The organism is Gluconobacter sp. GP1, assembly GCF_032913585.1.
GTDB lineage: Bacteria > Pseudomonadota > Alphaproteobacteria > Acetobacterales > Acetobacteraceae > Gluconobacter > Gluconobacter cerinus.
This window is the reverse complement of sequence record NZ_JASGXC010000002.1, coordinates 15185-36583: the sequence shown is the minus strand read 5'-3', so window position 1 is coordinate 36583 and position 21399 is coordinate 15185. Positions and strand designations below refer to the sequence as shown.

The 21399-nt window shown below is 57.8% G+C and carries 20 protein-coding genes and 1 other RNA gene; 4 read left to right on the top strand and 17 right to left on the bottom strand.

Features of this window, described 5'->3' with window-relative positions; all coding sequences use genetic code 11:
- Positions 1-195 precede the first annotated feature (195 nt).
- Both cmk and aroA read right to left on the bottom strand, forming a co-directional pair.
- Positions 196-834 carry a (d)CMP kinase gene (gene cmk / locus R5H23_RS04745; protein ID WP_317214640.1) on the bottom strand — a complete coding sequence of 213 codons (639 nt, stop codon included), beginning with the start codon at positions 832-834 and terminating at the stop codon, positions 196-198.
- Entirely contained in the window at positions 831-2156 is a 1326-nt protein-coding gene (aroA, locus tag R5H23_RS04740) for a 3-phosphoshikimate 1-carboxyvinyltransferase (protein WP_317215071.1), read from the bottom strand. Before aroA ends, cmk begins: the two co-directional genes overlap by 4 nt.
- Before the next feature lie 150 nt (positions 2157-2306).
- On the opposite strand from aroA, the gene R5H23_RS04735 reads away from it, so the two are divergent.
- Positions 2307-2639: a TIGR02300 family protein gene (locus R5H23_RS04735; protein ID WP_046900134.1), complete on the top strand. Its 333-nt coding sequence runs from the start codon at positions 2307-2309 to the stop codon at positions 2637-2639.
- Complete coding sequence (locus tag R5H23_RS04730) at positions 2581-3180, top strand: hypothetical protein (RefSeq protein ID WP_317214639.1); 600 nt, start codon at positions 2581-2583, stop codon at positions 3178-3180. The genes R5H23_RS04735 and R5H23_RS04730 overlap by 59 nt, the downstream gene beginning before the upstream one ends.
- A gap of 1 nt (position 3181) precedes the next feature.
- On the opposite strand, the gene R5H23_RS04725 is transcribed toward R5H23_RS04730, so the two are convergent.
- The 8 genes from R5H23_RS04725 to R5H23_RS04690 form a co-directional block, all read right to left on the bottom strand.
- A complete protein-coding gene (locus R5H23_RS04725; protein ID WP_317214638.1) occupies positions 3182-3928 on the bottom strand; it encodes an SDR family oxidoreductase in 747 nt (248 codons plus the stop codon).
- Positions 3925-4518 (bottom strand): recombination mediator RecR, encoded by a 594-nt coding sequence (recR, locus tag R5H23_RS04720; protein ID WP_167386111.1) that lies wholly within the window; start codon positions 4516-4518, stop codon positions 3925-3927. The genes R5H23_RS04725 and recR overlap by 4 nt, the downstream gene beginning before the upstream one ends.
- Before the next feature lie 33 nt (positions 4519-4551).
- Positions 4552-4875: a YbaB/EbfC family nucleoid-associated protein gene (locus tag R5H23_RS04715; RefSeq protein ID WP_046900138.1), complete on the bottom strand. Its 324-nt coding sequence runs from the start codon at positions 4873-4875 to the stop codon at positions 4552-4554.
- Positions 4876-4891: 16 nt separating this feature from the next.
- Entirely contained in the window at positions 4892-6835 is a 1944-nt protein-coding gene (locus tag R5H23_RS04710) for a DNA polymerase III subunit gamma/tau (RefSeq protein WP_317214637.1), read from the bottom strand.
- A 101-nt stretch (positions 6836-6936) separates the two neighbouring features.
- Positions 6937-7031: signal recognition particle sRNA small type (gene ffs / locus R5H23_RS04705), an RNA gene on the bottom strand.
- 46 nt (positions 7032-7077) lie between these two features.
- Entirely contained in the window at positions 7078-8877 is a 1800-nt protein-coding gene (gene ggt / locus R5H23_RS04700) for a gamma-glutamyltransferase (protein WP_317214636.1), read from the bottom strand.
- Complete coding sequence (gene map, locus R5H23_RS04695) at positions 8874-9677, bottom strand: type I methionyl aminopeptidase (RefSeq protein ID WP_046900141.1); 804 nt, start codon at positions 9675-9677, stop codon at positions 8874-8876. The genes ggt and map overlap by 4 nt, the downstream gene beginning before the upstream one ends.
- Before the next feature lie 86 nt (positions 9678-9763).
- Positions 9764-10819 carry a D-alanyl-D-alanine carboxypeptidase family protein gene (locus tag R5H23_RS04690; protein ID WP_317214635.1) on the bottom strand — a complete coding sequence of 352 codons (1056 nt, stop codon included), beginning with the start codon at positions 10817-10819 and terminating at the stop codon, positions 9764-9766.
- A gap of 247 nt (positions 10820-11066) precedes the next feature.
- On the opposite strand from R5H23_RS04690, the gene clpS reads away from it, so the two are divergent.
- Together clpS and clpA are read left to right on the top strand one after the other, a co-directional pair.
- Positions 11067-11495 (top strand): ATP-dependent Clp protease adapter ClpS, encoded by a 429-nt coding sequence (gene clpS, locus R5H23_RS04685; protein ID WP_232309080.1) that lies wholly within the window; start codon positions 11067-11069, stop codon positions 11493-11495.
- A 124-nt stretch (positions 11496-11619) separates the two neighbouring features.
- Positions 11620-13932 carry an ATP-dependent Clp protease ATP-binding subunit ClpA gene (gene clpA, locus R5H23_RS04680; RefSeq protein WP_099210941.1) on the top strand — a complete coding sequence of 771 codons (2313 nt, stop codon included), beginning with the start codon at positions 11620-11622 and terminating at the stop codon, positions 13930-13932.
- Between the two features lie 47 nt (positions 13933-13979).
- On the opposite strand, the gene R5H23_RS04675 is transcribed toward clpA, so the two are convergent.
- From R5H23_RS04675 to R5H23_RS04645, 7 genes are all read right to left on the bottom strand, one after another.
- Positions 13980-14444 (bottom strand): DUF3465 domain-containing protein, encoded by a 465-nt coding sequence (locus R5H23_RS04675; protein WP_202206259.1) that lies wholly within the window; start codon positions 14442-14444, stop codon positions 13980-13982.
- Positions 14445-14516: 72 nt separating this feature from the next.
- Positions 14517-15536, bottom strand: a complete 1020-nt coding sequence (gap, locus tag R5H23_RS04670; RefSeq protein WP_317214634.1) for a type I glyceraldehyde-3-phosphate dehydrogenase — start codon at positions 15534-15536, stop codon at positions 14517-14519.
- Positions 15537-15627: 91 nt separating this feature from the next.
- The gene (locus R5H23_RS04665) at positions 15628-17028 is read right to left on the bottom strand and encodes a sugar porter family MFS transporter (RefSeq protein ID WP_099210947.1); all 1401 of its coding nucleotides are present in this window, start codon (positions 17026-17028) and stop codon (positions 15628-15630) included.
- A 122-nt stretch (positions 17029-17150) separates the two neighbouring features.
- Positions 17151-18803 carry an electron transfer flavoprotein-ubiquinone oxidoreductase gene (locus R5H23_RS04660; protein ID WP_317214633.1) on the bottom strand — a complete coding sequence of 551 codons (1653 nt, stop codon included), beginning with the start codon at positions 18801-18803 and terminating at the stop codon, positions 17151-17153.
- A gap of 34 nt (positions 18804-18837) precedes the next feature.
- The gene (locus R5H23_RS04655) at positions 18838-19764 is read right to left on the bottom strand and encodes an FAD-binding protein (protein ID WP_317214632.1); all 927 of its coding nucleotides are present in this window, start codon (positions 19762-19764) and stop codon (positions 18838-18840) included.
- Positions 19764-20525 (bottom strand): electron transfer flavoprotein subunit beta/FixA family protein, encoded by a 762-nt coding sequence (locus R5H23_RS04650; RefSeq protein ID WP_203548268.1) that lies wholly within the window; start codon positions 20523-20525, stop codon positions 19764-19766. The genes R5H23_RS04655 and R5H23_RS04650 overlap by 1 nt, the downstream gene beginning before the upstream one ends.
- Before the next feature lie 16 nt (positions 20526-20541).
- On the bottom strand, positions 20542-21399 hold the full coding sequence (locus tag R5H23_RS04645) for a sugar phosphate isomerase/epimerase (protein WP_203548267.1): 858 nt from the start codon (positions 21397-21399) through the stop codon (positions 20542-20544).

Here is a 21399-nt window from a genome sequence, read left to right as displayed (position 1 = left end):
CGCGGATCGAAATCTGGCATGACGACTCCCCGCTGCCTCAAAAGGTCAGACCGGGTCCGTTAAATTATGGCCCGCACGCAAAACGCATGACGGACGACACTTTCCCCCTTCGGGCAACGTGCTAACCCGCAACAACACCTTCCACAGGCGCTCTGTCAATAAAAAAACAGGTGTCAGACGGGCAGATACCGCAACTCAGATCCGAGTTATGCGCCGCCTGATTTCTTCATGCGCCTTTTCAAGCACTTGCTCTGCAGAAAGCTCATCCGTCTCAATCAGAAGCGCATCTGCGGCCTGCACCAGAGGCGCAGTATCCCGCGAAGAATCCCGCGAGTCACGCGCGATGATCTCAGCGACTGCAGCGTCCAGTTCCGCCTCTGCAATCGCTGCGTCCCCGTGCACTTGGCGATGGCGACGAAGGGCCCGCGCCCTAGGGGAGGCCGTGATGAAAAACTTTACGTCCGCATCCGGGAAAACAACTGTGCCGATATCCCGCCCGTCAACAACGGCCCCTGTCTGGGCGGCGAACACACGTTGACGCTCCAGAAGAGCCTCACGCACAGCAGGCTGGCTAGCTACCAGTGAGGCGCCGCGGTCGATTTCCGGAACGCGCAAATCGGTTCTCCGCAGATCCTCCTGCTCTAGCGCTTCCGCCTGTGCAGAAGCATTTCCCGCAGGGTCAAGACCTGCATCAATCATGCGCCTTGCAACTGCACGATACAGGAGGCCCGTATCCAGATAGGGCAAGGACAGCCGGGAGGCGAGCGCCTTGGCCAGCGTCCCCTTTCCGGCAGCGGCCGGCCCATCAACGGCAATGACCAGCGGACGGCTCATGCCCGGATATCCGCACCCAGACCATTCATGAGATCAACGAAACCGGGGAAGCTGGTTTCAATGAAGGCCGTATCATCAATATGGACCGGCTTCTGCGCCGCCAGACCAAACACGATCCCACTCATGGCCAAGCGATGATCCATGTGCGTTGTCACGCTTCCGCCACCCAGTTGGCCCTGAAAACCACGGACAATCAGGTCATCGCCAACCACTTCGGTTTCAGCGCCATTCACATTCAGCAGGGAAACCGTAGCAGCCAGACGGTCACTTTCTTTCACCCGAAGTTCTTCCAGACCACGCAGGCGGGAGGAACCTTCCGCAAAAGCGCAGGCAACGGCCAGAACGGGATATTCGTCAATCATGGACGGTGCGCGCTCTGGCGGAACATCCACACCTTTCAGCTTGCTGTATCGTGCGCGAAGGTCGCCCACAGGCTCCCCGCCCTCAATGCGCTCGTTTTCAATGGTCAGATCAGCACCCATTTCGAGCAGGGTAGTGAACAGACCCGTCCGAAGCGGGTTCAAACCAACATTTTCAATCAGCAGATCGGACTCAGGAACCAGCAGCGCAGCCACAAGGGGGAATGCAGAAGACGATGGATCACCCGGAACTGTCACGTCCCGCGCAGTCAGCTTCACCGGTCCGGTCAGCTCGATTCGGCGTCCACCAGCATCCAGAACGGAGACATCAACATCCACGCCAAAATGACGAAGCATATTTTCCGTATGGTCGCGGGTGGCGACTGGCTCTTCCACAACCGTACGGCCAACCGCATTCAGCCCGGCCAGAAGAACTGCTGATTTCACCTGCGCAGAAGCAACTGGCAGACGGTATTCAAGCGGTTTCGCCTGACCATTGCCACGCACGGCCATCGGCAAACGGCCGCCCTCACGGGACAAAAATTCGGAACCGTTCTTCGAAAGCGGGTCCATCACCCGACGCATTGGACGGGAGCGCAGGGAGGCATCCCCGGTCATGACGCTGTTCATCTGGTGGGAAGAAAGAATACCGGACAAGAGCCGCGCTGCTGTCCCGGAATTCCCCATATCCAGCACGTCTGCCGGTTCCGTCAGCTCACCGACGCCACGACCATCAATGGTCCAGACGGCACCGTCACGCGTGATCGCCGCACCCAGCGCGCGCATGGCGTCTGCGGTGCGCAGAACGTCTTCACCCTCCAGAAGGCCGTAAACCTTCGTACGGCCATGTGCGAGGGAGGCCAGCATCAGCGAACGATGGCTGATGGATTTGTCACCCGGTACGAGGGTACGGCCGGAAAGTCCCTTCGGGGACGCGGAAACTGTCAGAGGTCGCGCTTGCATGTGCACTTTCATGCGAGGGTCATTCCTGTGTGTCAATCACCCTGAAATACGTCCCCTCATGCAGATTTCGGGACACTTGGAGTTTGACATGGCGGAAACAAGCTGGCATGGCCGCGTTCCTTATCCGAGGCATTGGCAGGCTTGCGCAACATGGCAAAACCCGAACTCGGTCTAAAACGGACGTGCGTTGAGTGCGGCGCCCGCTTCTATGACCTGAACCGCGTCCCTACGGTGTGCCCGAAATGTGGCACCACCCAGCCGAACGATATCGGCCGTCTCAAGCGTAGCGAAGGACCGCTGCCTGAGGAGAAAGATCCGAACGCTCCGAAGGACGAGAACGAGGATGATGTAGACGTCGATCTGGACACGGACGATGATGCAGATGACGATGTCATCGCAGCAGACGACGATCTGGATGATGACGATGATCTCTCGAACGACATCGAAGTTTCGACTGACAAGGACGACCGCGACGACCACTAAGGTCGTCCGTGCTCTTTCCTTTGCAGCAGTATTGAGCGGCTGTGCCGGTCCGGGAGACGCCTTGTCCCCGGATGGCGCAGCCGTTCGTGCATTAAAGGACCGCCTGGAGCGCCATCCCAGCGCAACAGCAGTTCTTCAGGAGCACTGCTCCGTTCCCATTCGCGTTGTGCGCCTCCCCGTTGGAGAACAGCTTTCACAGGAAACCCTGCGTCTTCTGGAGGTCTCAGACCCTCGGCAGGTTCGCACACGTCACGTTCAGCTTCTGTGTGGGGATGTCCCGCTCTCTGATGCCTGGAACTGGTATGTGCCGGAACGTCTGACAGATGACATGAACCATCTGCTGGAAACGACGGATACGCCTTTTGGCAAAGCTGTCTCGAAGACGAATTTTTATCGCCAGCGACTCGAAACACGTTTTCCAGATAACACCACAGGAATCGTGCTCGAAAACCGTGCGGTCCTCAGACGCGCTTCAGACAACGCACCAATTTCTCTGGTTGTGGAAGATTATCTGCCTGGTGCGCTGAAACCTCAGCCCTGATTTATCGCGCAGGCGACCAGTTCAGGTGTTGCCCGCCATCCATGGCCAGCATCTGCCCCGTGACGGACGGGAGAGAAAACAGCGCGAGCGCGGCTTCAGCGATTTCTTCGGGAGACGACCCACGCTTCAGAGGCGTTTGCGCACACATCCTGTCAAAATGCTCCTGAGACTGTCGGCCTACTGTTGGCAGAACAGGCCCTGGGCCAATGGCATTAACGCGAATACGCGGCGCCAGTGCCAGCGCAAGCGTTTGTGTCAGTGTCCACAAGCCTGCTCGGGACACGGTATAGCTGATAAAATGTGGCGTCAGATTCCACACGCGCTGATCCAGCATGTTCAAAATCAGCCCTTCAGCCTCTGACGGCAGGGCTGCTGCCATCGCCTGAGAGAGGAGGAACGGAGCCCTCAGATTCGGCTCAAGATGCTGGTCCCAGCTTTCGCGAGTTACAGTCTCGACTTCATCACGAATGAACGCTGAAGCGTTGTTGATGAGCACACCGATCGGACCAAGCTGCTGAACTGCTTCAGCAGCCAGCCTGTTCACATCCGCTTCACACGACAGATCTGCGCCAATTACACATCCGCGGCCGCCAATGTGATCGAGCAGATCCAGCGCTTCTGTTTTGCTGTCGCGATAATGAATGGCGACAGAAAAACCCTGCCCGGCCAGCATTTCAACCAGCGCCCGACCGATCCGACGCGCGCCACCGGTCACAATCGCCGTACGGGGGACCAGAGCGGAAATCATAATGCGCGTCGTGCAATCAGGGCGGCTGCCAACGTGCCATCATCGAGCACATCCAGAGCGCCCCCCATAGGAACACCATGTCCGACACGGCTGACGACCACGCCCGTTGATGCCAGTTTTTCCTGAAGCCAGTGCGCTGTGGTCGCCCCCTCGACTGTCGCGCCAAGAGCGAGGATGACCTCTCTCACGCCACCTTCGGCAATACGGTCCAGCAGGGATGAGACATTCAGATCTTCGGGCCCGAGACCGGCAAGCGCCGATAATGTCCCACCCAGAACCTGATAGACCCCGCGATGTACGCCAGCACGTTCCAGTGCCCACAGATCACCCACAGTTTCGACCACGCACACCAGGCCGCCGTCACGGGTTGAATCCGTACAGATGTGGCAGGGATCAATGGTGTCGAGATTGCCACAAAGGGAGCATGTGCGGACGCTTGTGGCAGCCCGTTCCATGAGATGTGCCAAAGGCAACATCCGCGCCTCTGGCTGCCGCAGCAAACTGAGCGCAGCGCGACGGGCTGACCTAGGGCCGAGCCCCGGCAGGCGAGACAGCATGGAAATCAGCTGCTCGATGTCATTGCTGATCATCATGATGTGACGCCCGCAGAAAAACTATTCAGATCAGAACGGCAGCTTCAGACCCGGCGGCAGATCCAGACCGCCCGTAACGTCGCGCATGGCTTCAGAGCTGGCTGCTTCAGCCTTGTTCTTGGCATCCGTATAGGCTGCCACGATCAGGTCCTGCAGCATTTCCATTTCATTCGGATCGGCCAGCTTCGGATCAATTTTCAGACCCCGCATTTCGCCTTTGCCCGTAAGTTGAAGCGTCACGAGACCAGCGCCAGCCGAACCATCTACCGTCAGATTTGCCAGATTTTTCTGGGCCTCTTCCATTTTGGACTGCATCTGGCTGGCCTGCTTCATCAGTCCTGCAAGGTTCTTCATAACGTCTCCTGGTCTTTCAGTTCAGATCATCTTCATCAAGGAAATCAGCGTCCAGAGGCGCGAATTCCAGATCCGGAGGAGAGTCCTCCGTCAATGGTGCGGTTATTTCGGGTGGAAGACCGTATTCATCAAGAGAGTGGTCTTGCACATCGCCGATTTTCGCACCGGGGAAAGCATCAAGAATGGCTTGGACCAACGGGTGTGCCTCAACCATTGCACGGTTGATGGCCACCACCTCCGCACCCTGTTCATCCAGGGTTGGCTCACCTTCGGCTGTGGAAAGACTGATTCGCCACTGGCCGGGAAACACCTCTTCAAGAAAATTCTGAAGGAGACGGTCCGCCTTGGTGTGCGGGTCTTCCAGACGAACCTGCACATCTGGGGGTGAAAAACGTACCAGATGCACCGACGAGCGCAGAACCCCATGCAACTGCGGCTGCTTGTCCCACACCAGAGCGACCATCTCGCGCCATGTTCGCGGCGGGGTCGGAGGAAGTTCGGGTTCCGGGGGCAGCTCAGGAGCGGCCTCCGCATAACCCGGCTCAATAATTTCGCCGCCATTGGCCACCAGACGGACATGCGCACGAGGGCCACCCGTGTCAGTTGGCGATACGGACGTCGACAGCACAGGCGCAGTCTGCAACCCAGACGACATCTCTCCGGACGGAGCAGCTCCACCCGAAGGGCCTGATGGCAAGGAGAGATCGACCCCGCCTTCAGTCAACTGACGGATCAGACGGTCAGGCGTCGGTAGAAGGCTGGCGTGGCACAGTCGAATCAGGACCATCTCAGACGCCTGACGACGATCCGGCGCGGATTCGACTTCGTTCACACCCTTCAGAAGAATCTGCCAGGCTCGTCCCAAACTGCTGGTTGAGAGCCTGTCTGCCAACACGCCACCACGCAGTCTTTCGGCTTCTGGAAGGTCCCGGCTTTCACGAAGACCCGGCATCGCCTTGAGACGGGAAACAAGATGCAGAAGATCCAGAAGATCCGTCAGGAGAACGCCGAGATCAGCACCACGCGCATAGGCCTGATCGGTCAGGTCCAGAGCCTCTGCTGCCTTGCCGGCCATAAGGGCATCAAGCAGATCAAAGACCAGTCCACGATCTGCCAGACCCAGCATGTCTGACACGGCATCGGCGTCGCTCGCACCCTGTGCAATCGCCTGATCCAGCAGAGATAGTCCGTCACGGACCGAGCCATCAGCTGCACGGGCAATGAGCGCCAAAGCGTCTTCGGAAAGAGTGGCTCCTTCCTTTTCAGCAATACGTCCGAAATGTTCGGTCAGCAGCGCCTGAGGCACGCGCCGCAGGTCAAACCGCTGACAGCGGGACAGCACCGTCACCGGCACTTTCCGCAACTCCGTCGTGGCAAAAATGAACGTGACCTGTGACGGAGGCTCTTCCAGCGTTTTCAGCAGAGCATTGAACGCATTGCGCGACAGCATGTGCACTTCATCAATGATGAAGACTTTCATGCGCGCCTGCATCGGACGAAAACGGGTCGCCTCAATGATTTCACGCACATCATCAACGCCCGTGCGAGACGCTGCATCCATTTCCAGAACGTCCGGATGCCGGTCCGCGAGGATGGCAGTGCAGTTTGCACAGACGCCACACGGCTCCGCGGTCGGTCCACCCTTCCCGTCTGGCCCAATGCAGTTCAAGGCGCGGGCGATAATTCGGGCAGTCGTGGTTTTCCCCACACCGCGCACACCCGTCAGCATGAAGGCATGCGCCACACGCTTCAGCTCGAACGCACGACGCAGGATTCGTACCAGCGAGTCCTGACCAATCAGGTCATCGAGTGTCTGGGGGCGATATTTTCGGGCAAGGACACGATAAGGCGTGCTTTTTTCTGCCTGAACAGGAACTGGAACCTGCTCGGCCGGGGCTTCACCAAAGAAGCCACCACCGCTCTCAGGCGGCAGGGGAAGGTCGTCGATATCGTCAGTCATGAAACTGGAAAGCCGTCAGAGCGGGGAATGAGACCGCACTCTGTCGGTCTTGCACCGGGGCGCCTGGCAGTAAAACTGCCGCGCCCACAGGCTGCACTAGGTAGGAGGCCGGACATTTAACCCGGATAAAACTCACTGCGGCTGCTTCCTTCCGGACCTGACCGGGTTGGCAAGGTATCCGTCCAAAGCCGACCTCCCGGCGCTCTCCTAACACGGAGATAGGGGTGTCTGACAACCCCCTATCATTCACCCGCGGCTTCACCCCCTGCATGACGCGGATCAGCAGCCCCATAAATGAGCCCGGTTTTGTGTGCAGAGAGGCTTGGACGGTCCGCAAGAATACCTTCTGCTACACCCCATGGGCGGTGCAGAGACAGCGCATATCCTTCAGATTTCAGCTTATCCATGACGTCGTCCGTCAGGGCACCTGGTTCCAACTCCACAGCAGATGGTTCCCACTGCTCGTGGATTCGCGGCAGATCCACGGCCTGCCGGATGTCCAGCCCGTAATCGAGCACGCCCAGAATGGCCGAGAGTGTGATCGTCGGAATGCGGGAACCACCGGGGCTGCCGATCACCATAATCACCTTGCCATCCTTGGAGACAATCGACGGTGACATGGACGACAACGGCGTCTTGCCAGGCGCAATGGCGTTGGCTTCTGAACCCACGATCCCAAACATATTGGATGCGCCCGGCTTGGCCGAGAAATCATCCATCTCGTCATTGAGCCAGATGCCGGTGTTGCCACCCATGACACCCGAGCCGAACCACCCGTTCAGAGTATATGTCGCGGAAACGGCCATGCCGCTCTTGTCCAATACCGAGAACTGGGTCGTCTCGTGCTTTTCCTGCGTGTCAGGAGCAGCCTGGGCAGCTTTAACCGGAAGCGCCTCACCAGCGCGGAGGGTGCTGGACGGCAATGCCTGATCAAGCGGGATCCCTGCCCTGACCTGTGCGGCATATGCCGGATCATTCAGGTGCTCGATCGGATTCTTGACGAATGCCGGATCCCCGAGATCGCGTCGATCCGAGTACGCATGTCGCATGGCTTCAATTTCACGCTGCGCAGATGCCGCCGTGTGCAGGCCAAGGGCGTGCATATCGTAGCCGGAAAGAATGTTCAGAATTTCGCATAACGCAATGCCACCACCACTCGGAGGGGGTGCCGTGTCGATCGTGTACCCACGATAGGTGCAGCGGATCGGCTCAAGAAACCGGATATGATAGTTCGTGAAATCTGACGGCTTCAGAAGGCCACCACCTTCTTCACTGGCCCGCACGATTTCAGCGGAAATCGGACCTTCGTAAAACGCTTTCGGACCATTCTTAGCGACCAGCTCAAGAGAATTGGCCAGATTTTTCTGAATCAGCCGGTCTCCAGGCTGAAAGGACGATCCGTCCGGGCGCAGAAAAATAGAACGTGCGTACGGATCCTGACGGAAATACTTCGTGGACGTGTCGAGAAGTTGCACGTCGCCTTCATTGAGCACAAATCCATTACGGGCGAGCGCTATGGCTGGAGCCATGACTTTTGCCCGTGGCAAACGCCCCCACTTCTGAAGGATCGTATCCAAGCCTGCGACAGTCCCCGGAACGGCAACTGCTTTCCAGCCTTCCGTTGAAAGCCCCGGAATGACTTTGCCAGACGCATCCTGATACATGGTAGCTGTCGCAGCACCCGGGGCGTGCTCCCGGAAGTCCACAAACACTGTCTGCCCGGATTTCAGGCGGATCGTCATGAAGCCGCCACCGCCGATGTTCCCTGCAGCGGGATAAACGACAGCAAGCGCATAGCCAACGGCCACCGCAGCGTCGATGGCATTGCCACCTTCCGCCAGGATTTTGGCACCAGCATCAGAAGCGAGATGCTGGGCAGAAACCACCATGCCATGCTTGCCAGAGACCAGAACGCCCGGAGAGGTATGATCCGGACCAAAGGCCAGTGGATCATGGGCAGAGCTCAAAGGGGCTGCCGTGGGAGCAGCCAGCGCCGTGCCCCCCGTCAGGCCCGCGACAATCAGGGCAAAGAGTTTTTTCATGCGCCAGCTCCGTATGGGGGCTTGTTGTAACCTTTCGGGGACAGCGTGAAGATTTCACATCCGTCGTCCGTCACACCAATCATATGCTCGAATTGTGCAGACAGCGTCCGGTCACGCGTGACAGCTGTCCAGCCATCATCAAGAATTTTCACTTCAGGTTTGCCGATATTCAGCATCGGCTCAATGGTGAAAACCATTCCCGGTACGAGCTTTACGCCCTGCCCTGGCTTTCCGTAATGCAGAACATTCGGAGCGGCATGGAAGTCCCGGCCAATGCCATGTCCACAGAAATCGCGCACGATGGAGAAGCGGTTCTTTTCCGCATGGGCCTGAATGGCATGACCAACATCGCCCAGCGTCTTGCCTGGCTTGACCTGCTCAATACCAAGCATGAGGGACTCATACGTCACCTCAACCAGTTTTTCAGCTTTCTTGGGGGCCTTACCGACGATGTACATCCGGGAATTATCCCCGTACCAGCCATCCAGAATGGACGTGACGTCAATATTGACGATATCGCCGTTGGCCAGCTTCTTCTCACCGGGGATGCCGTGACACACAACATGGTTGATCGAAATGCAGCAGGATTTCGGGAAGCCATGATAATTCAGGGGAGCCGGCGTGGCGCCGTGAGCCAGAGTGAACTCATGAATAAGAGTGTTGAGTTCTTCCGTCGTAACGCCCGGCTGCACATGCTCGGTGATCATATCCAGCGTTGCCGCTGCAAGATGACCGACCGTTCTTAGATGTTTGAAATCTTCACTGTCATAAAGAACAATCCCACGCGAACTATCATCCATGTCTACCGCCCGATCCTCAATCTCAAAACTGGTCGGGACAAAATGCGACCGTCACGAGCGGATCGCAAGGCACGGAGGCGAGTTTTTCACCCGCGTGGGTGACGACCTGCCTTGTGATGGGCAGCAACATGGTGCGCACTGACCATGCGAACCGAGACAGCATGATGCGCAACACGCCCATAACGACGTGGTGACGTTGGCGCATCCGCCACTTCAACAGGACGGCTGGATGCAACCATCGTCCCATGATGAGCGAAACGACTACCACGACGCGCAGACGCGATCATGACAGTGCGCGGCGCGACCGGATGAAGAAGAGGCTGTGGCGCGACGCCTTCTGAAGCAAAACCATCATCCAGAATGGACGCCATTTCCATGGACCGACGCGCATTCGAGGACGACCCGAGCACCACACCAATCAGGCGAACGTTTCCACGGATGGCAGACGTGACGAGATTCCGACCGGCGGCGTCGGTGTAACCCGTCTTCATGCCGTCAGCGCCCGAATAGATTTTCAACATCGGATCATGGTTGGGAACCAGATGACGATGGAAATAGAAGGAAGGCACGCCGAAATAGTGATAATACTGCGGAAAATCGTTGATCAGGTGCTGTGCAAGAAGCCCTAGATCATGCGCTGTCGTAACCTGATCAGGGTCAGGCAAGCCGGAGGCGTTGCGGAACGTCGTGTTGGCCATGCCCAGCGCACGCGCCTGCTGCGTCATGAGCTGAGCAAAACGGACTTCGTCGCCGCCACCCAGGAACTCACCCAGAGCGCAGGCAGCGTCATTCGCTGACTTGGTGACAAGCGCCAGAATGCCCTGCTCAACGGTCAGCCGGGTACCCGGAACCAGTCCAAGCTTGGACGGAGCCTGCATGGAAGCATGAATGGAAACCGGGACTTCCTGATCCAGCGTAATCTGATGTGCTTCCAGTGCACGGAAGGTCAGATACAGCGTCATGAGTTTTGTCAGGGATGCAGGATACCGCTGAAGATCGGCGTCCGACTGGGACAGAACGGCCCCTGAATGTGCATCCATCACGAAACTGGACGTGTGGCCTGCGTATTGTGCCTTGGCAGAGCCCGCACCAACTGCAGTCAGAGCGCATAACAGAAGGGCCTTGCGGACAGGGAAACGCATTATGTGGCAGCCTCTGAACAAAACATTGAACGCTGGAAACATCGGACTGTTTAACGCAGTCCTTAATCCCGTTACTCTAGGCGCAACAAAAAGCGCCCGTCCACAAGGTTTGGGGCAGTTTGCTTAATTTTTCGTAAGCATGACCCAAACCCGACCAGAACATGTCAGGAAGATGGCGATATTCACGAAATGTACTCATCCTTACCCCCTTCTCAAGTCGGGGGAAGCGTCCCATATCATACCAGTCATGTCTTCTTACGATCTCCCTTCACCAGCCACCTCCCATTCTGAAGCCGAGTCCATTTTCGGACCAGTCAGGATGGGGCCGGGATCATCGGACCCAAAAGGTCCGACAAATCCACGCCTGCCCGATGACGAAGATCTTGAGATCAGCGTTGTCGTTCGCCCTCGTACACGAACGCGCAAGCCGTCGATGTACAAGGTTCTCATGCTCAACGATGACTACACACCGATGGAGTTTGTCGTGCACGTGCTGGAGCGGTTTTTCTCCAAGAACAGGGAAGAGGCCACCACCATCATGCTGCATGTGCATCAGCGGGGCGTAGGGGTCTGCGGCGTCTTCACCTACGAAGTTGCGGAGAGCAAAGTCGCTCAGGTTATGGATCTGGCCCGCCAGAACCAGCATCCGCTTCAGTGTACGATCGAAAAAGACTGATTTCCCGCCACAGTCATACAGGCATCGGACAATTTCTTGTTCAGCCTTACGTTTCTGACTGGCGTTACGTGTTGCACCACGACAAGATACCTCTTCCACGAGAGGTCGAGAGGAGCGCCACCCTATGCTGTCCCGTACGCTCGAACAGACGCTCCACCGCGCCCTGACATTCGCAGGTGATCGGCGTCATGAGTATGCCACCCTCGAACATCTGCTGCTGGCTCTGACAGAAGATGCCGACGCACTGACGGTTTTCCGCGCCTGCGGGATTGACCTCGACAAGCTGCGCTCGGACCTGACGGACTTTCTGGACAAGGACCTTGCCGGTCTTGCATCCGACCGTCCGACAGAACCAAAACCAACAGCGGCTTTCCAGCGCGTAATTCAACGCGCGGCTATCCATGTGCAAAGCACAGGCCGCGATGAAGTTACGGGTGCCAACGTTCTCGTTGCGCTCTTTGCGGAACGTGAAAGCCACGCCGTGTACTTCCTGCAATTGCAGGACATGACGCGACTCGACGCCGTGAACTTCATTTCGCATGGCATCGCCAAAGCGCCGGACCGTGGCGCTGGCCGTAAGGCTGCCGCTGCATCCAAGGATAATTCCGAGCGTGAAGAGCGCAAGGAAACAGCCAAGGACGGCGCACTCGCGACCTATTGCGTCAATCTGAACGACCGTGCCCGTGAAGGGCGGATCGATCCACTGATTGGTCGCGATCAGGAGATCGAGCGCACGATCCAGATCCTGTGCCGCCGCACCAAAAACAACCCGCTGTATGTGGGTGACCCGGGCGTCGGCAAGACTGCGATCGCGGAAGGCCTGGCAAAGCGTATTGTTGAGAAAGACGTGCCTGAAGTCTTGCAGGACTGCACGATCTACTCTCTCGACATGGGCTCCCTGCTAGCTGGGACACGTTACCGCGGTGATTTCGAAGAACGCCTCAAGGCTGTCGTGACGGAAATGGACCAGACGCCCGGTGCGATCCTGTTCATTGATGAAATCCACACAGTCATTGGCGCGGGTGCGACGTCTGGTGGTGCGATGGATGCATCGAACCTGCTCAAGCCAGCTCTGGCTGCAGGGACGCTGCGCTGCATTGGCTCCACGACATACAAGGAGTTCCGTCAGCACTTCGAGAAAGACCGTGCACTGGTCCGGCGCTTCCAGAAGATTGACGTCCCTGAGCCGTCAGTCGAGGACACGATCAAGATCCTGCGCGGCCTTAAGGGCAGCTACGAGAAGCACCACAAGGTTCGCTATACCGACGAAGCCCTGCGTGGCGCCGTCGAACTGGCGGCCCGGTATGTGCATGACCGCAAACTACCCGATAAAGCCATCGACGTCATTGACGAGGTTGGTGCGGCGCGGATGCTGGTGCCTGAGAACAAGCGCCGCAAGACCGTGACGCTACGGGATGTGGAAGATGCAATCGCCAAGATTGCCCGCATCCCACCCAAGAGCGTCACGGCGGATGATCGCGAGACCCTGCGCCATCTGGAGCGGGATCTGCGGAACATGGTGTTTGGGCAGGACAAGGCAATTGACGCACTGGCTGCGGCAATCAAGCTGTCCCGTGCGGGCCTGCGTGATGCTGAGAAGCCGATTGGCAACTACCTGTTCTCCGGCCCTACGGGCGTCGGCAAGACGGAAGTTGCGCGTCAGTTGGCGTCGTCTCTCGGCATCGAACTGATCCGCTTTGACATGTCCGAATACATGGAGCGTCATTCGATCTCCCGTCTGATCGGTGCGCCTCCGGGGTATGTCGGGTTCGATCAGGGTGGACTGCTGACGGATGCGATCGACCAGCATCCTCATGCCGTCCTGCTGCTGGACGAAATCGAAAAGGCCCATCCGGACCTTTACAACGTCCTGCTTCAGGTCATGGATCATGGCCGTCTGACAGACCACAACGGCAAGACAGTCGATTTCCGTAACGTGATCCTGATCATGACCACGAATGCGGGCGCGGCTGACCTGTCCAAGGAAGCGATCGGTTTTGGCCGGACCAGCCGTGCCGGCGAGGATGAAGAGGCGATCAAACGCACCTTCACACCTGAGTTCCGCAATCGTCTGGATGCGATCATTCCGTTCGCTAACCTGACGCCGGAAACCGTAGGCCGTGTGGTGGAGAAGTTCGTTCTCCAGCTCGAAGCCCAGTTGGCTGACCGTCACGTTACGATCGAAATCTCCTCTGCCGCCAAGGAATGGCTGGCCGAGAAGGGTTATGATCGCCTGTATGGCGCACGTCCTCTGGGACGCGTCATTCAGGAGCACATCAAGAAGCCGCTGGCCGAAGAACTGCTCTTCGGTCGACTGGCCAAAGGCGGGGCCGTCAAGATTGGCCTCAAGAACGACGTGCTGGACTTCGAGATCATTGAAGGGACCGGCGTCAAAGGCGACAGCAGCGCCGAGAAGAAAGACGAAGCGACCAACTAGACCGCCCGTCACGAAAAAGCCCGTAGGACATTCCTACGGGCTTTTTTTTATTCGTAGCGGTGTCCGTTAACGGTCACATATCCGGGCCAAGGCCATTTGCGGCTGGTGCCGTGATGCGTCCAGTCGACCCCCTGCTTGCGCAGGCTGTCGTAGTAGTACCGTCCCTGAACCTCGACGGTGTCGCCCTTCTGCACCCAGGGCCATTGGGGGGCAGTCATTTCATCCAGCCCGGAGACAATCCGGATGGACACGCCCTGCCCTACATCCAGGTAGAAATAGCCATGCCAACCGCTGCGGGTCCGCTTCGCATGCGGTGCAATGGCGATGACGCGCCCGCAAATATGCTCGGGAAGATCCGTCCGGGTGGCGCCACGTTGCTCGAAGGTCTGCTGGTCACTCAGGAATTTTGCATTGTCACAGCTTGCCGGCATCGGCGCTATCGCCTGTGCCAGAGCAGGAAGTGGCGCACCAAAACACGCCATCGCAGCCAGAAGTCTCAGACGGGACATCATCAAAAGCACTCTCCAGTCAGGAAAGTGCTTTTATGCGCCGAAACACATCCTGAAACAAATGCCGTCGTCCGTTTACAGGGAACCGAACAGAAAAGCTGTATCGATCATGCGGTTCGAGAAACCCCATTCATTGTCATACCATGAGCAGACGCGAACCATTCGACCACATTCCATGATGGCCGTCTGCGTGGCGTCAAAATTCGAGGATGCAGGCGAATGGTTGAAGTCGCTACTGACCAATGGGGCGCTGCTATAGGCCAGAATACCTTTTAAGGCCCCCGAAGCCGCTTCCTGCATGACGCGATTGACGTCCTTGGCCGTTTCCGGTGGACGGCGGGACAGGAAGTCGAACGATACCAGCGAAACATTGGGCGTTGGCACACGGATGGACGTTCCATCCAGACGACCCTTCAAATGCGGCAGAACCAGCCCAATTGCCTTGGCCGCTCCCGTGGACGTAGGCACCATGTTGAGCGACGCGGCTCTTGCCCGGCGAAGGTCCTTGTGGCGCCGGTCAACGATCTGCTGATCTCCGGTGAAAGAGTGGATCGTCACCATGTATCCGCACTCGATACCGTAATTGTCGTCGAGCACTTTCACGAGCGGCGCCAGACAATTCGTTGTGCAGGAGGCATTGGAAATGACCGTCATGTCCGGCTTCAGCATGTCATTGTTCACGCCGTAGACGATGGTCGCGTCCACATCCGTGCCAGGCGCTGAAATCAGGACCTTCCGGGCACCGGCCTGAAGAAGCGTAGAAGCTTTTTCCTTGGTGGTGAACAGTCCGGAACATTCAAGGGCTACATCAACGCCGTCAAATGGCACCTTCGACGGGTCACGCTCGGATGAAATGCGAATGGGACCGTAAGACCGCCCGTTATGGGTCAGGGTCAGCATATCGCCTTCGACGTGGACTTCCCCTGGCAGGCGGCCATGCACGCTGTCATATGTCAGCATGTGAATCTTGTCTTCAACTGACCCCGGGCCATTGATGGCGACGGGCACAACGTCATCCCGGCCGCTTTCAAGAATGCTGCGAAGGGCCAGTCTGCCAATACGGCCAAAACCGTTAATGGCGATCTTTACTGTCATTGTCTTTGGTCTCCGTCAGGGAAAACCGCCGCAAAGGCGGTTTGTCCCGGCAGGTGTGAAAGCGCCGGGACAGTCGTGCCGAGGGGCAGGATCACAGACCGATCCGGTTGAGTGGCTTGCCCGCCATCAGGTTCCGCTCGATTTGCTCAAGAGAAACACCACGGGTTTCAGGCACAAATTTCAGGGTGAGGTAGATAAAGAACGCATTGAACGCCGCGTACATCCAGAACGTCTGGGCATTCCCGATGGTGTTCAGGAGCGTCAGGAACGTCAGGCCGACGATCATGTTCGTGACCCAGTTCGTGAAGGTGGAGCAACCGATGCCGAAATCGCGCCCTTTGATGGGCTGAACTTCCGAGCACAGGATCCACACCAGCGGACCGGCAGAGAACGCAAATCCGACGATGAAGGCCAAGAGCATGATCACTGCGCCATATCGCGCAAGTTCGCTATTGCCGGTTCCGAAGTAGAGCAGCGTCCCGACTGAAGCCATGCCGATCGTCATGATGATGAAGCCGGCAATCAGCATCGGGCGACGGCCCCATTTGTCCACGAAGCCAATGGCAATGAACGTCGACAGCACATTTACCAGACCGACAATGGCCGTGCCCCACATGGCTGCGTTATCGCCAAAACCTGCGACTTCGAAGATGCGGGGGGCGTAGTACATCACCACGATGATGCCCGTGAACTGCTGCATGGTCTGAAGCAGGATGCCCAGAAAAACAGAGCGGCGGAAATTCGCGTTGGCCTTGAACAGACCGTAGCCGCCCTCAATCTGCGCAAGCTGCTCTTCAATGTCCGAGATCTCGGCGCGCGCATCACCTTCATGGCCGCGCAGCTGATGCAGAACCGTAAAGGCTTCGTCCTTACGGCCCCGGAGTACGAGCCAACGGGGACTGTCAGGTAGCAGCAGCACGCCAAGCAGAAACACGACGCCTGGAATAGCGACGATGCCGAGCATCCAGCGCCATGAACCGGAATAAGCCAGCAGCGCATCAGAGATGAACGCTACAAAAATCCCGACCGTAATCATGAGCTGGTAAACCGAGATCAGAGACCCACGGTAGTGCTGATGCGCAATCTCGGAGATGTAAAGTGGAGCGGTAAAGCTTGCGATGCCAACAGACACGCCAAGCACCATACGCCCCACAATCAGCAGCGTGACGGATGTTGCCAGCGCGCACAGCAGCGACCCGAGAACAAACAGGACAGCTGAAGACAGCAGCAGGCGCTTCCGGCCAAAAAGATAGGACAGGCGCCCACCGCAGACGGCACCTACCGCCGCACCAACCATCATCGATGAGACGATGCACTCCTTGCCGAAGTCCGTGACGTTGAATTCCAGACCGATGAATTTCAGAGCCCCTGAAATCACACCCAGATCGAGACCAAACATCAGACCCGCAACAGCAGCCAGAATTGCCGTCAGGACACTTTTACCATTCAGAGACACTGGCGGCGGTGGTGCCGAAAGGTCGATGCCACTCATTGCCTTATTCCTTACTTCAGATTCCCATTATGGGAATAGTCTTTCAACGCAGCATGTTCTCAGGTTGTTTATTCAAGTAAAATCAAATAAAAGAGACGAGTTATATTTCTTTTTATTTGAATTTACATGTTTGGATAGTTCGGTCCATCACCTCCCTGCGGCGTTGTCCAAACAATATTCTGGCTTGGATCTTTGATGTCGCAGGTTTTGCAATGCACACAGTTCTGGAAGTTAATCTGAAACCGTGGCTGTTCATTCTCTGGACGCAGAACCTCATACACGCCCGCCGGGCAGTAACGCTGGGCAGGCTCAGCGTAGAGAGGCAGGTTCACCTGGATTGGGATGGATGGATCACGGAGTGTCAGATGGCAGGGTTGGCGTTCTTCGTGGTTGGTGAAGGCAAACGCCACATTGGTTGTGCGATCAAAGCTGAGTTGCCCGTCCGGCTTACGATATTCAATCGGCTTGAAACTGGCAGCCAACCCCGTTGCCGCGGCATCGGACTTTCCATGCCCGAGCGTTCTGAAGGGAGAGAGTCCCGTCAGAGTTGTCATCCACATATCCAGACCACCGAGCGCAACACCGCCCAGAAGGCCAAACCGCTCCCACAGAGGTTTGACGTTACGGACGGCCTTTAAGTCTGTCCCGACAGGGCCGTTTCGCAGTTCGTCCTCATAATCCGTTAGTTCGTCCTGAGCGCGCCCAGCCGCCAGCGCTGCGCGTGCCGCATCGGCAGCGGCAATGCCTGAGAAAATGGCGTTATGGCTGCCCTTGATGCGCGGAACATTCACAAGCCCGGCGGAACACCCGAGCAGAACGCCGCCAGGGAAAGTCACTTTCGGAATGGACTGCCAGCCACCTTCGGATAGCGCACGCGCACCATAAGCCACGCGTTTTCCGCCTTTCAGCAGTTCGGCCACCATCGGATGGTGCTTGAACTCCTGAAACTCACGGTAAGGGTCCAGATACGGGTTTTCATAGCCCAGATGGACGACAAACCCGACGCAGACCTGATTGTTGTCGAGATGGTAGATGAAGGACCCACCGCCCGCCTTGCTGTTCAGCGGCCAACCCATGGTGTGTGTGACCGTGCCTTCATGATGCTTGGCGGGATCGATCTCCCAGATTTCCTTGAGGCCCAGTCCGAATTTCTGCGGGTCCTTGCCCTCGGAAAGCGCGAAACGATCCATTAGCTGACGAGCCAGTGATCCCCGCGCACCTTCGGCGAAGAACACGTATTTCCCGCGCAGTTCCATACCCGGCTCGTAGGCATCACCCGGCGTTCCATCCGGGTTTTTACCGAACTCGCCAGCCACCACACCCGCAACGCGACCCTGATCGTCATAAACGACTTCGCTTGCCGCCATACCGGGGAAGATTTCCACTTCCAGACCCTCTGCGACCTGTGCCAGCCAGCGGCAGACATTCCCCAGCGAGACAATGTAATTCCCGTGGTTGTCCATAAGCTTTGGCATCAGAACATTAGGCAGGCGGATCTGGCTCTTTTCCGTCAGCAGGAAGAAATTGTCTTCCCTTACCGGCACGGTGATGGGCGCATCCATGGTCCGCCATTCGGGAAGCAGCACATCCAGCGCGCACGGATCAATGACCGCGCCTGACAGGATATGCGCCCCGACTTCAGACCCTTTATCCAGTACGACCACGGAGAGGTCCGGCTCATTCTGTTTGAGCCGGATCGCCGCGGAGAGACCGGCAGGGCCAGCGCCGACGATGACAACGTCATAGTCCATGCTTTCCCGTTCGATCGTAGTCATGATCTTTCTCCTCCCTGCAGGCCGCCGGGGCCTGTCAGAGTTTTGCCGTCAGTTCGGGAAGGATGGTGAAGAGGTCTCCCACCAGCCCATAATCCGCGACCTGGAAAATCGGGGCGTCTTCGTCCTTGTTGATGGCGACGATCACCCGGGAATCCTTCATGCCCGCCAAATGCTGGATCGCACCGGAAATGCCGACCGCGATATACAGATCAGGCGCCACGATCTTGCCCGTCTGCCCGACCTGCCAGTCATTCGGCGCGTAGCCTGCATCCACAGCCGCACGGCTGGCGCCGATGGCAGCGTTCAGCTTGTCTGCAAGCTTGGCGATGGTGTCGAAGTTCTCTTTCGATCCGACGCCACGACCACCTGAGACGATATTCTTGGCAGCCGTTAGCTCCGGACGTTCGGATTCAACTGCCTTGTCTTCCACCCAGGACGACAGCGCCGGATCAGCGGGAACGGAGACATTTTCCACACTAGCTGAGCCACCTTCGCCGACAGCCGAGAAGGCCGCCGTACGAATGGTGAAGACCTTCACCGGATCAGAGGACTGCACCGTCTGGATCGCATTGCCGGCATAGACCGGACGATCGAACGTCTCGGCATCCTTCACGGCCGTTACGTCTGACAGGATCATGACATCCAGAAGAGCGGCAACGCGTGGCAGAACATTCTTGGAGAACGCCGTCGAGCCCGCAGCGATATGGCTATACCCGGATGCCAGAGACACAATGAGGGCGGCGACAGGTTCAGCCAGTTCATGAGCCAGAGACGCATCATCCGCCAGCAGGACCTTGGAGACACCCTCAAGCTTTGCAGCTTCGGCGGCAGCTTCCGCGCCGTTCTGGGTAGCAACAAGAACCGTCACATCGCCCAGCGCTTTGACGGCAGACAGGGCCTTGGCAACGGTATCGGTTACGAGGTGGCCGTTAACCACTTCAGCGAGCAGCAGAACAGACATCAGATCACTCCTGCTTCATTTTTGAGTTTCGAAACCAGCTCATCAACGGAACTGACCTTCACACCAGCCTGACGCTGAGGCGGTTCAGCCGTGCGAATAACCTTCAGACGTGGCGCAATATCCACGCCGAGGTCAGACGCCTTGCGTTCTTCGAGCGGCTTCTTCTTGGCCTTCATGATGTTGGGCAGCGCGACATAGCGCGGCTCGTTCAGGCGCAGATCGGACGTGATGATGGCGGGCAGCTTCACGCGGATGGTCTGAAGACCACCATCAACCTCACGGCTGACGGTTGCACTGTCGCCCTCAATCTCGACGGATGATGCGAAGGTGGCCTGGCCCCAGCCCAGCAGGGCGGCAAGCATCTGACCAGTCGCGTTCATGTCATTATCGATGGCCTGTTTGCCTGCGATGACGAGGTTTGGTTTCTCATCCTCAATCACCTTCGCCAGCAGTTTGGCGACAGCGAGAGGCTCAATATCCACATTCACATCCGTCGTTGCTTCGACGAAAATGGCACGGTCCGCGCCCATGGCGAGCACGGTGCGCAGTGTTTCTTTCGCCTGCGGCACACCAATGGAGACTGCAACCACTTCCGTGGCGATACCTTTTTCCTTGAGGCGGACGGCTTCTTCGATGGCGATTTCGTCAAACGGATTGACTGACATCTTGACGTTCGCAAGCTCGACCCCAGATCCGTCACCCTTTACGCGGATGCGGACGTTGTAATCGACGACACGTTTGACAGGGACGAGGATCTTCATGATGCCCTCCGATGGGTCAGCAGACAGTGCGGAAGCGTTCGACCATCGTGTCCAGCACGTCAGCCGGGTGGCGCTTCCACCAGTTGTTCGCGGAAAAGATTTCCACCTCGCAGAAGCCGGAATACCCGGCGGCTTCCACCTCCCTGCGGATCCCCCGCAGGTCTGCAACGCCGTCCCCCATCATCCCGCGGTCAAGCAGGATGTCGGTTGTGGGAACAAGCCAGTCACAGAGGTGAAAGCCCAGAATGCGGTTTCCCGCACGAGCGAGCTGGCGTGGCAGGTCCGTGTCCCACCACACATGGTAGATATCGATCGCAACGCCCACGCTATCCGACGCCAGAAGGTCGCACAGATCCAGGGCGTCACGGGTGGTCGTGAGGCAGGAGCGGTCTCCGGCATAGGCCGGATGCAGCGGCTCCAGCGCGAGTTTCACGCCACAGGCTTCAGCGTAGGGAATGGCCTTCGCCATCCGGTCCGCCACGATGTCCAGGCTGTGAGCCACGCCCTTCGTGCCGGTTTCCACACCACCGACAACGATGGTCAGAACATCGGTTCCGAGCGCGGCTGTCTGATCGATGGACTGACGGAAATCCGACAGGATTGCCTCTTCGCTCTGAAGCCCCAGCGGACCGACCAGAAAGGGCGTCCGGCACAGGCCGACAACCTTCACCCCAGCCTGACGCGCCCGGTCTCCAATTTCCGCAGCCCGGCCCTCGATCTCCCGCCGCCAGAACACGATCCCGCCGATGCCACGTTCAGCACAGGCGTCAATCGTCTGTTCCGGTGACCACCCTGCCCCGACACCCGGCACATTATGGCCAAGCGTTGCGGTATTGAGGGCGAGAGCCGAATGATCGTGGCGAAAGTCCCGCAT

Coding starts and splice junctions, on each gene's coding strand:
- R5H23_RS04735 (WP_046900134.1), top strand. CDS start 2,307: ATGGCAAAACCCGAACTCGGTCTAAAACGGACGTGCGTTGAGTGCGGC.
- aroA (WP_317215071.1), bottom strand. CDS start 2,156: ATGCAAGCGCGACCTCTGACAGTTTCCGCGTCCCCGAAGGGACTTTCC.
- recR (WP_167386111.1), bottom strand. CDS start 4,518: ATGATCAGCAATGACATCGAGCAGCTGATTTCCATGCTGTCTCGCCTG.
- R5H23_RS04665 (WP_099210947.1), bottom strand. CDS start 17,028: ATGAGTGGCATCGACCTTTCGGCACCACCGCCGCCAGTGTCTCTGAAT.
- R5H23_RS04645 (WP_203548267.1), bottom strand. CDS start 21,399: ATGCGGGACTTTCGCCACGATCATTCGGCTCTCGCCCTCAATACCGCA.
- clpA (WP_099210941.1), top strand. CDS start 11,620: ATGCTGTCCCGTACGCTCGAACAGACGCTCCACCGCGCCCTGACATTC.
- R5H23_RS04725 (WP_317214638.1), bottom strand. CDS start 3,928: ATGATTTCCGCTCTGGTCCCCCGTACGGCGATTGTGACCGGTGGCGCG.
- R5H23_RS04710 (WP_317214637.1), bottom strand. CDS start 6,835: ATGACTGACGATATCGACGACCTTCCCCTGCCGCCTGAGAGCGGTGGT.
- cmk (WP_317214640.1), bottom strand. CDS start 834: ATGAGCCGTCCGCTGGTCATTGCCGTTGATGGGCCGGCCGCTGCCGGA.
- R5H23_RS04660 (WP_317214633.1), bottom strand. CDS start 18,803: ATGACTACGATCGAACGGGAAAGCATGGACTATGACGTTGTCATCGTC.
- R5H23_RS04650 (WP_203548268.1), bottom strand. CDS start 20,525: ATGAAGATCCTCGTCCCTGTCAAACGTGTCGTCGATTACAACGTCCGC.
- map (WP_046900141.1), bottom strand. CDS start 9,677: ATGGATGATAGTTCGCGTGGGATTGTTCTTTATGACAGTGAAGATTTC.
- R5H23_RS04675 (WP_202206259.1), bottom strand. CDS start 14,444: ATGATGTCCCGTCTGAGACTTCTGGCTGCGATGGCGTGTTTTGGTGCG.
- R5H23_RS04715 (WP_046900138.1), bottom strand. CDS start 4,875: ATGAAGAACCTTGCAGGACTGATGAAGCAGGCCAGCCAGATGCAGTCC.
- R5H23_RS04730 (WP_317214639.1), top strand. CDS start 2,581: ATGATCTCTCGAACGACATCGAAGTTTCGACTGACAAGGACGACCGCG.
- R5H23_RS04655 (WP_317214632.1), bottom strand. CDS start 19,764: ATGTCTGTTCTGCTGCTCGCTGAAGTGGTTAACGGCCACCTCGTAACC.
- R5H23_RS04690 (WP_317214635.1), bottom strand. CDS start 10,819: ATGCGTTTCCCTGTCCGCAAGGCCCTTCTGTTATGCGCTCTGACTGCA.
- gap (WP_317214634.1), bottom strand. CDS start 15,536: ATGACAGTAAAGATCGCCATTAACGGTTTTGGCCGTATTGGCAGACTG.
- clpS (WP_232309080.1), top strand. CDS start 11,067: ATGTCTTCTTACGATCTCCCTTCACCAGCCACCTCCCATTCTGAAGCC.
- ggt (WP_317214636.1), bottom strand. CDS start 8,877: ATGAAAAAACTCTTTGCCCTGATTGTCGCGGGCCTGACGGGGGGCACG.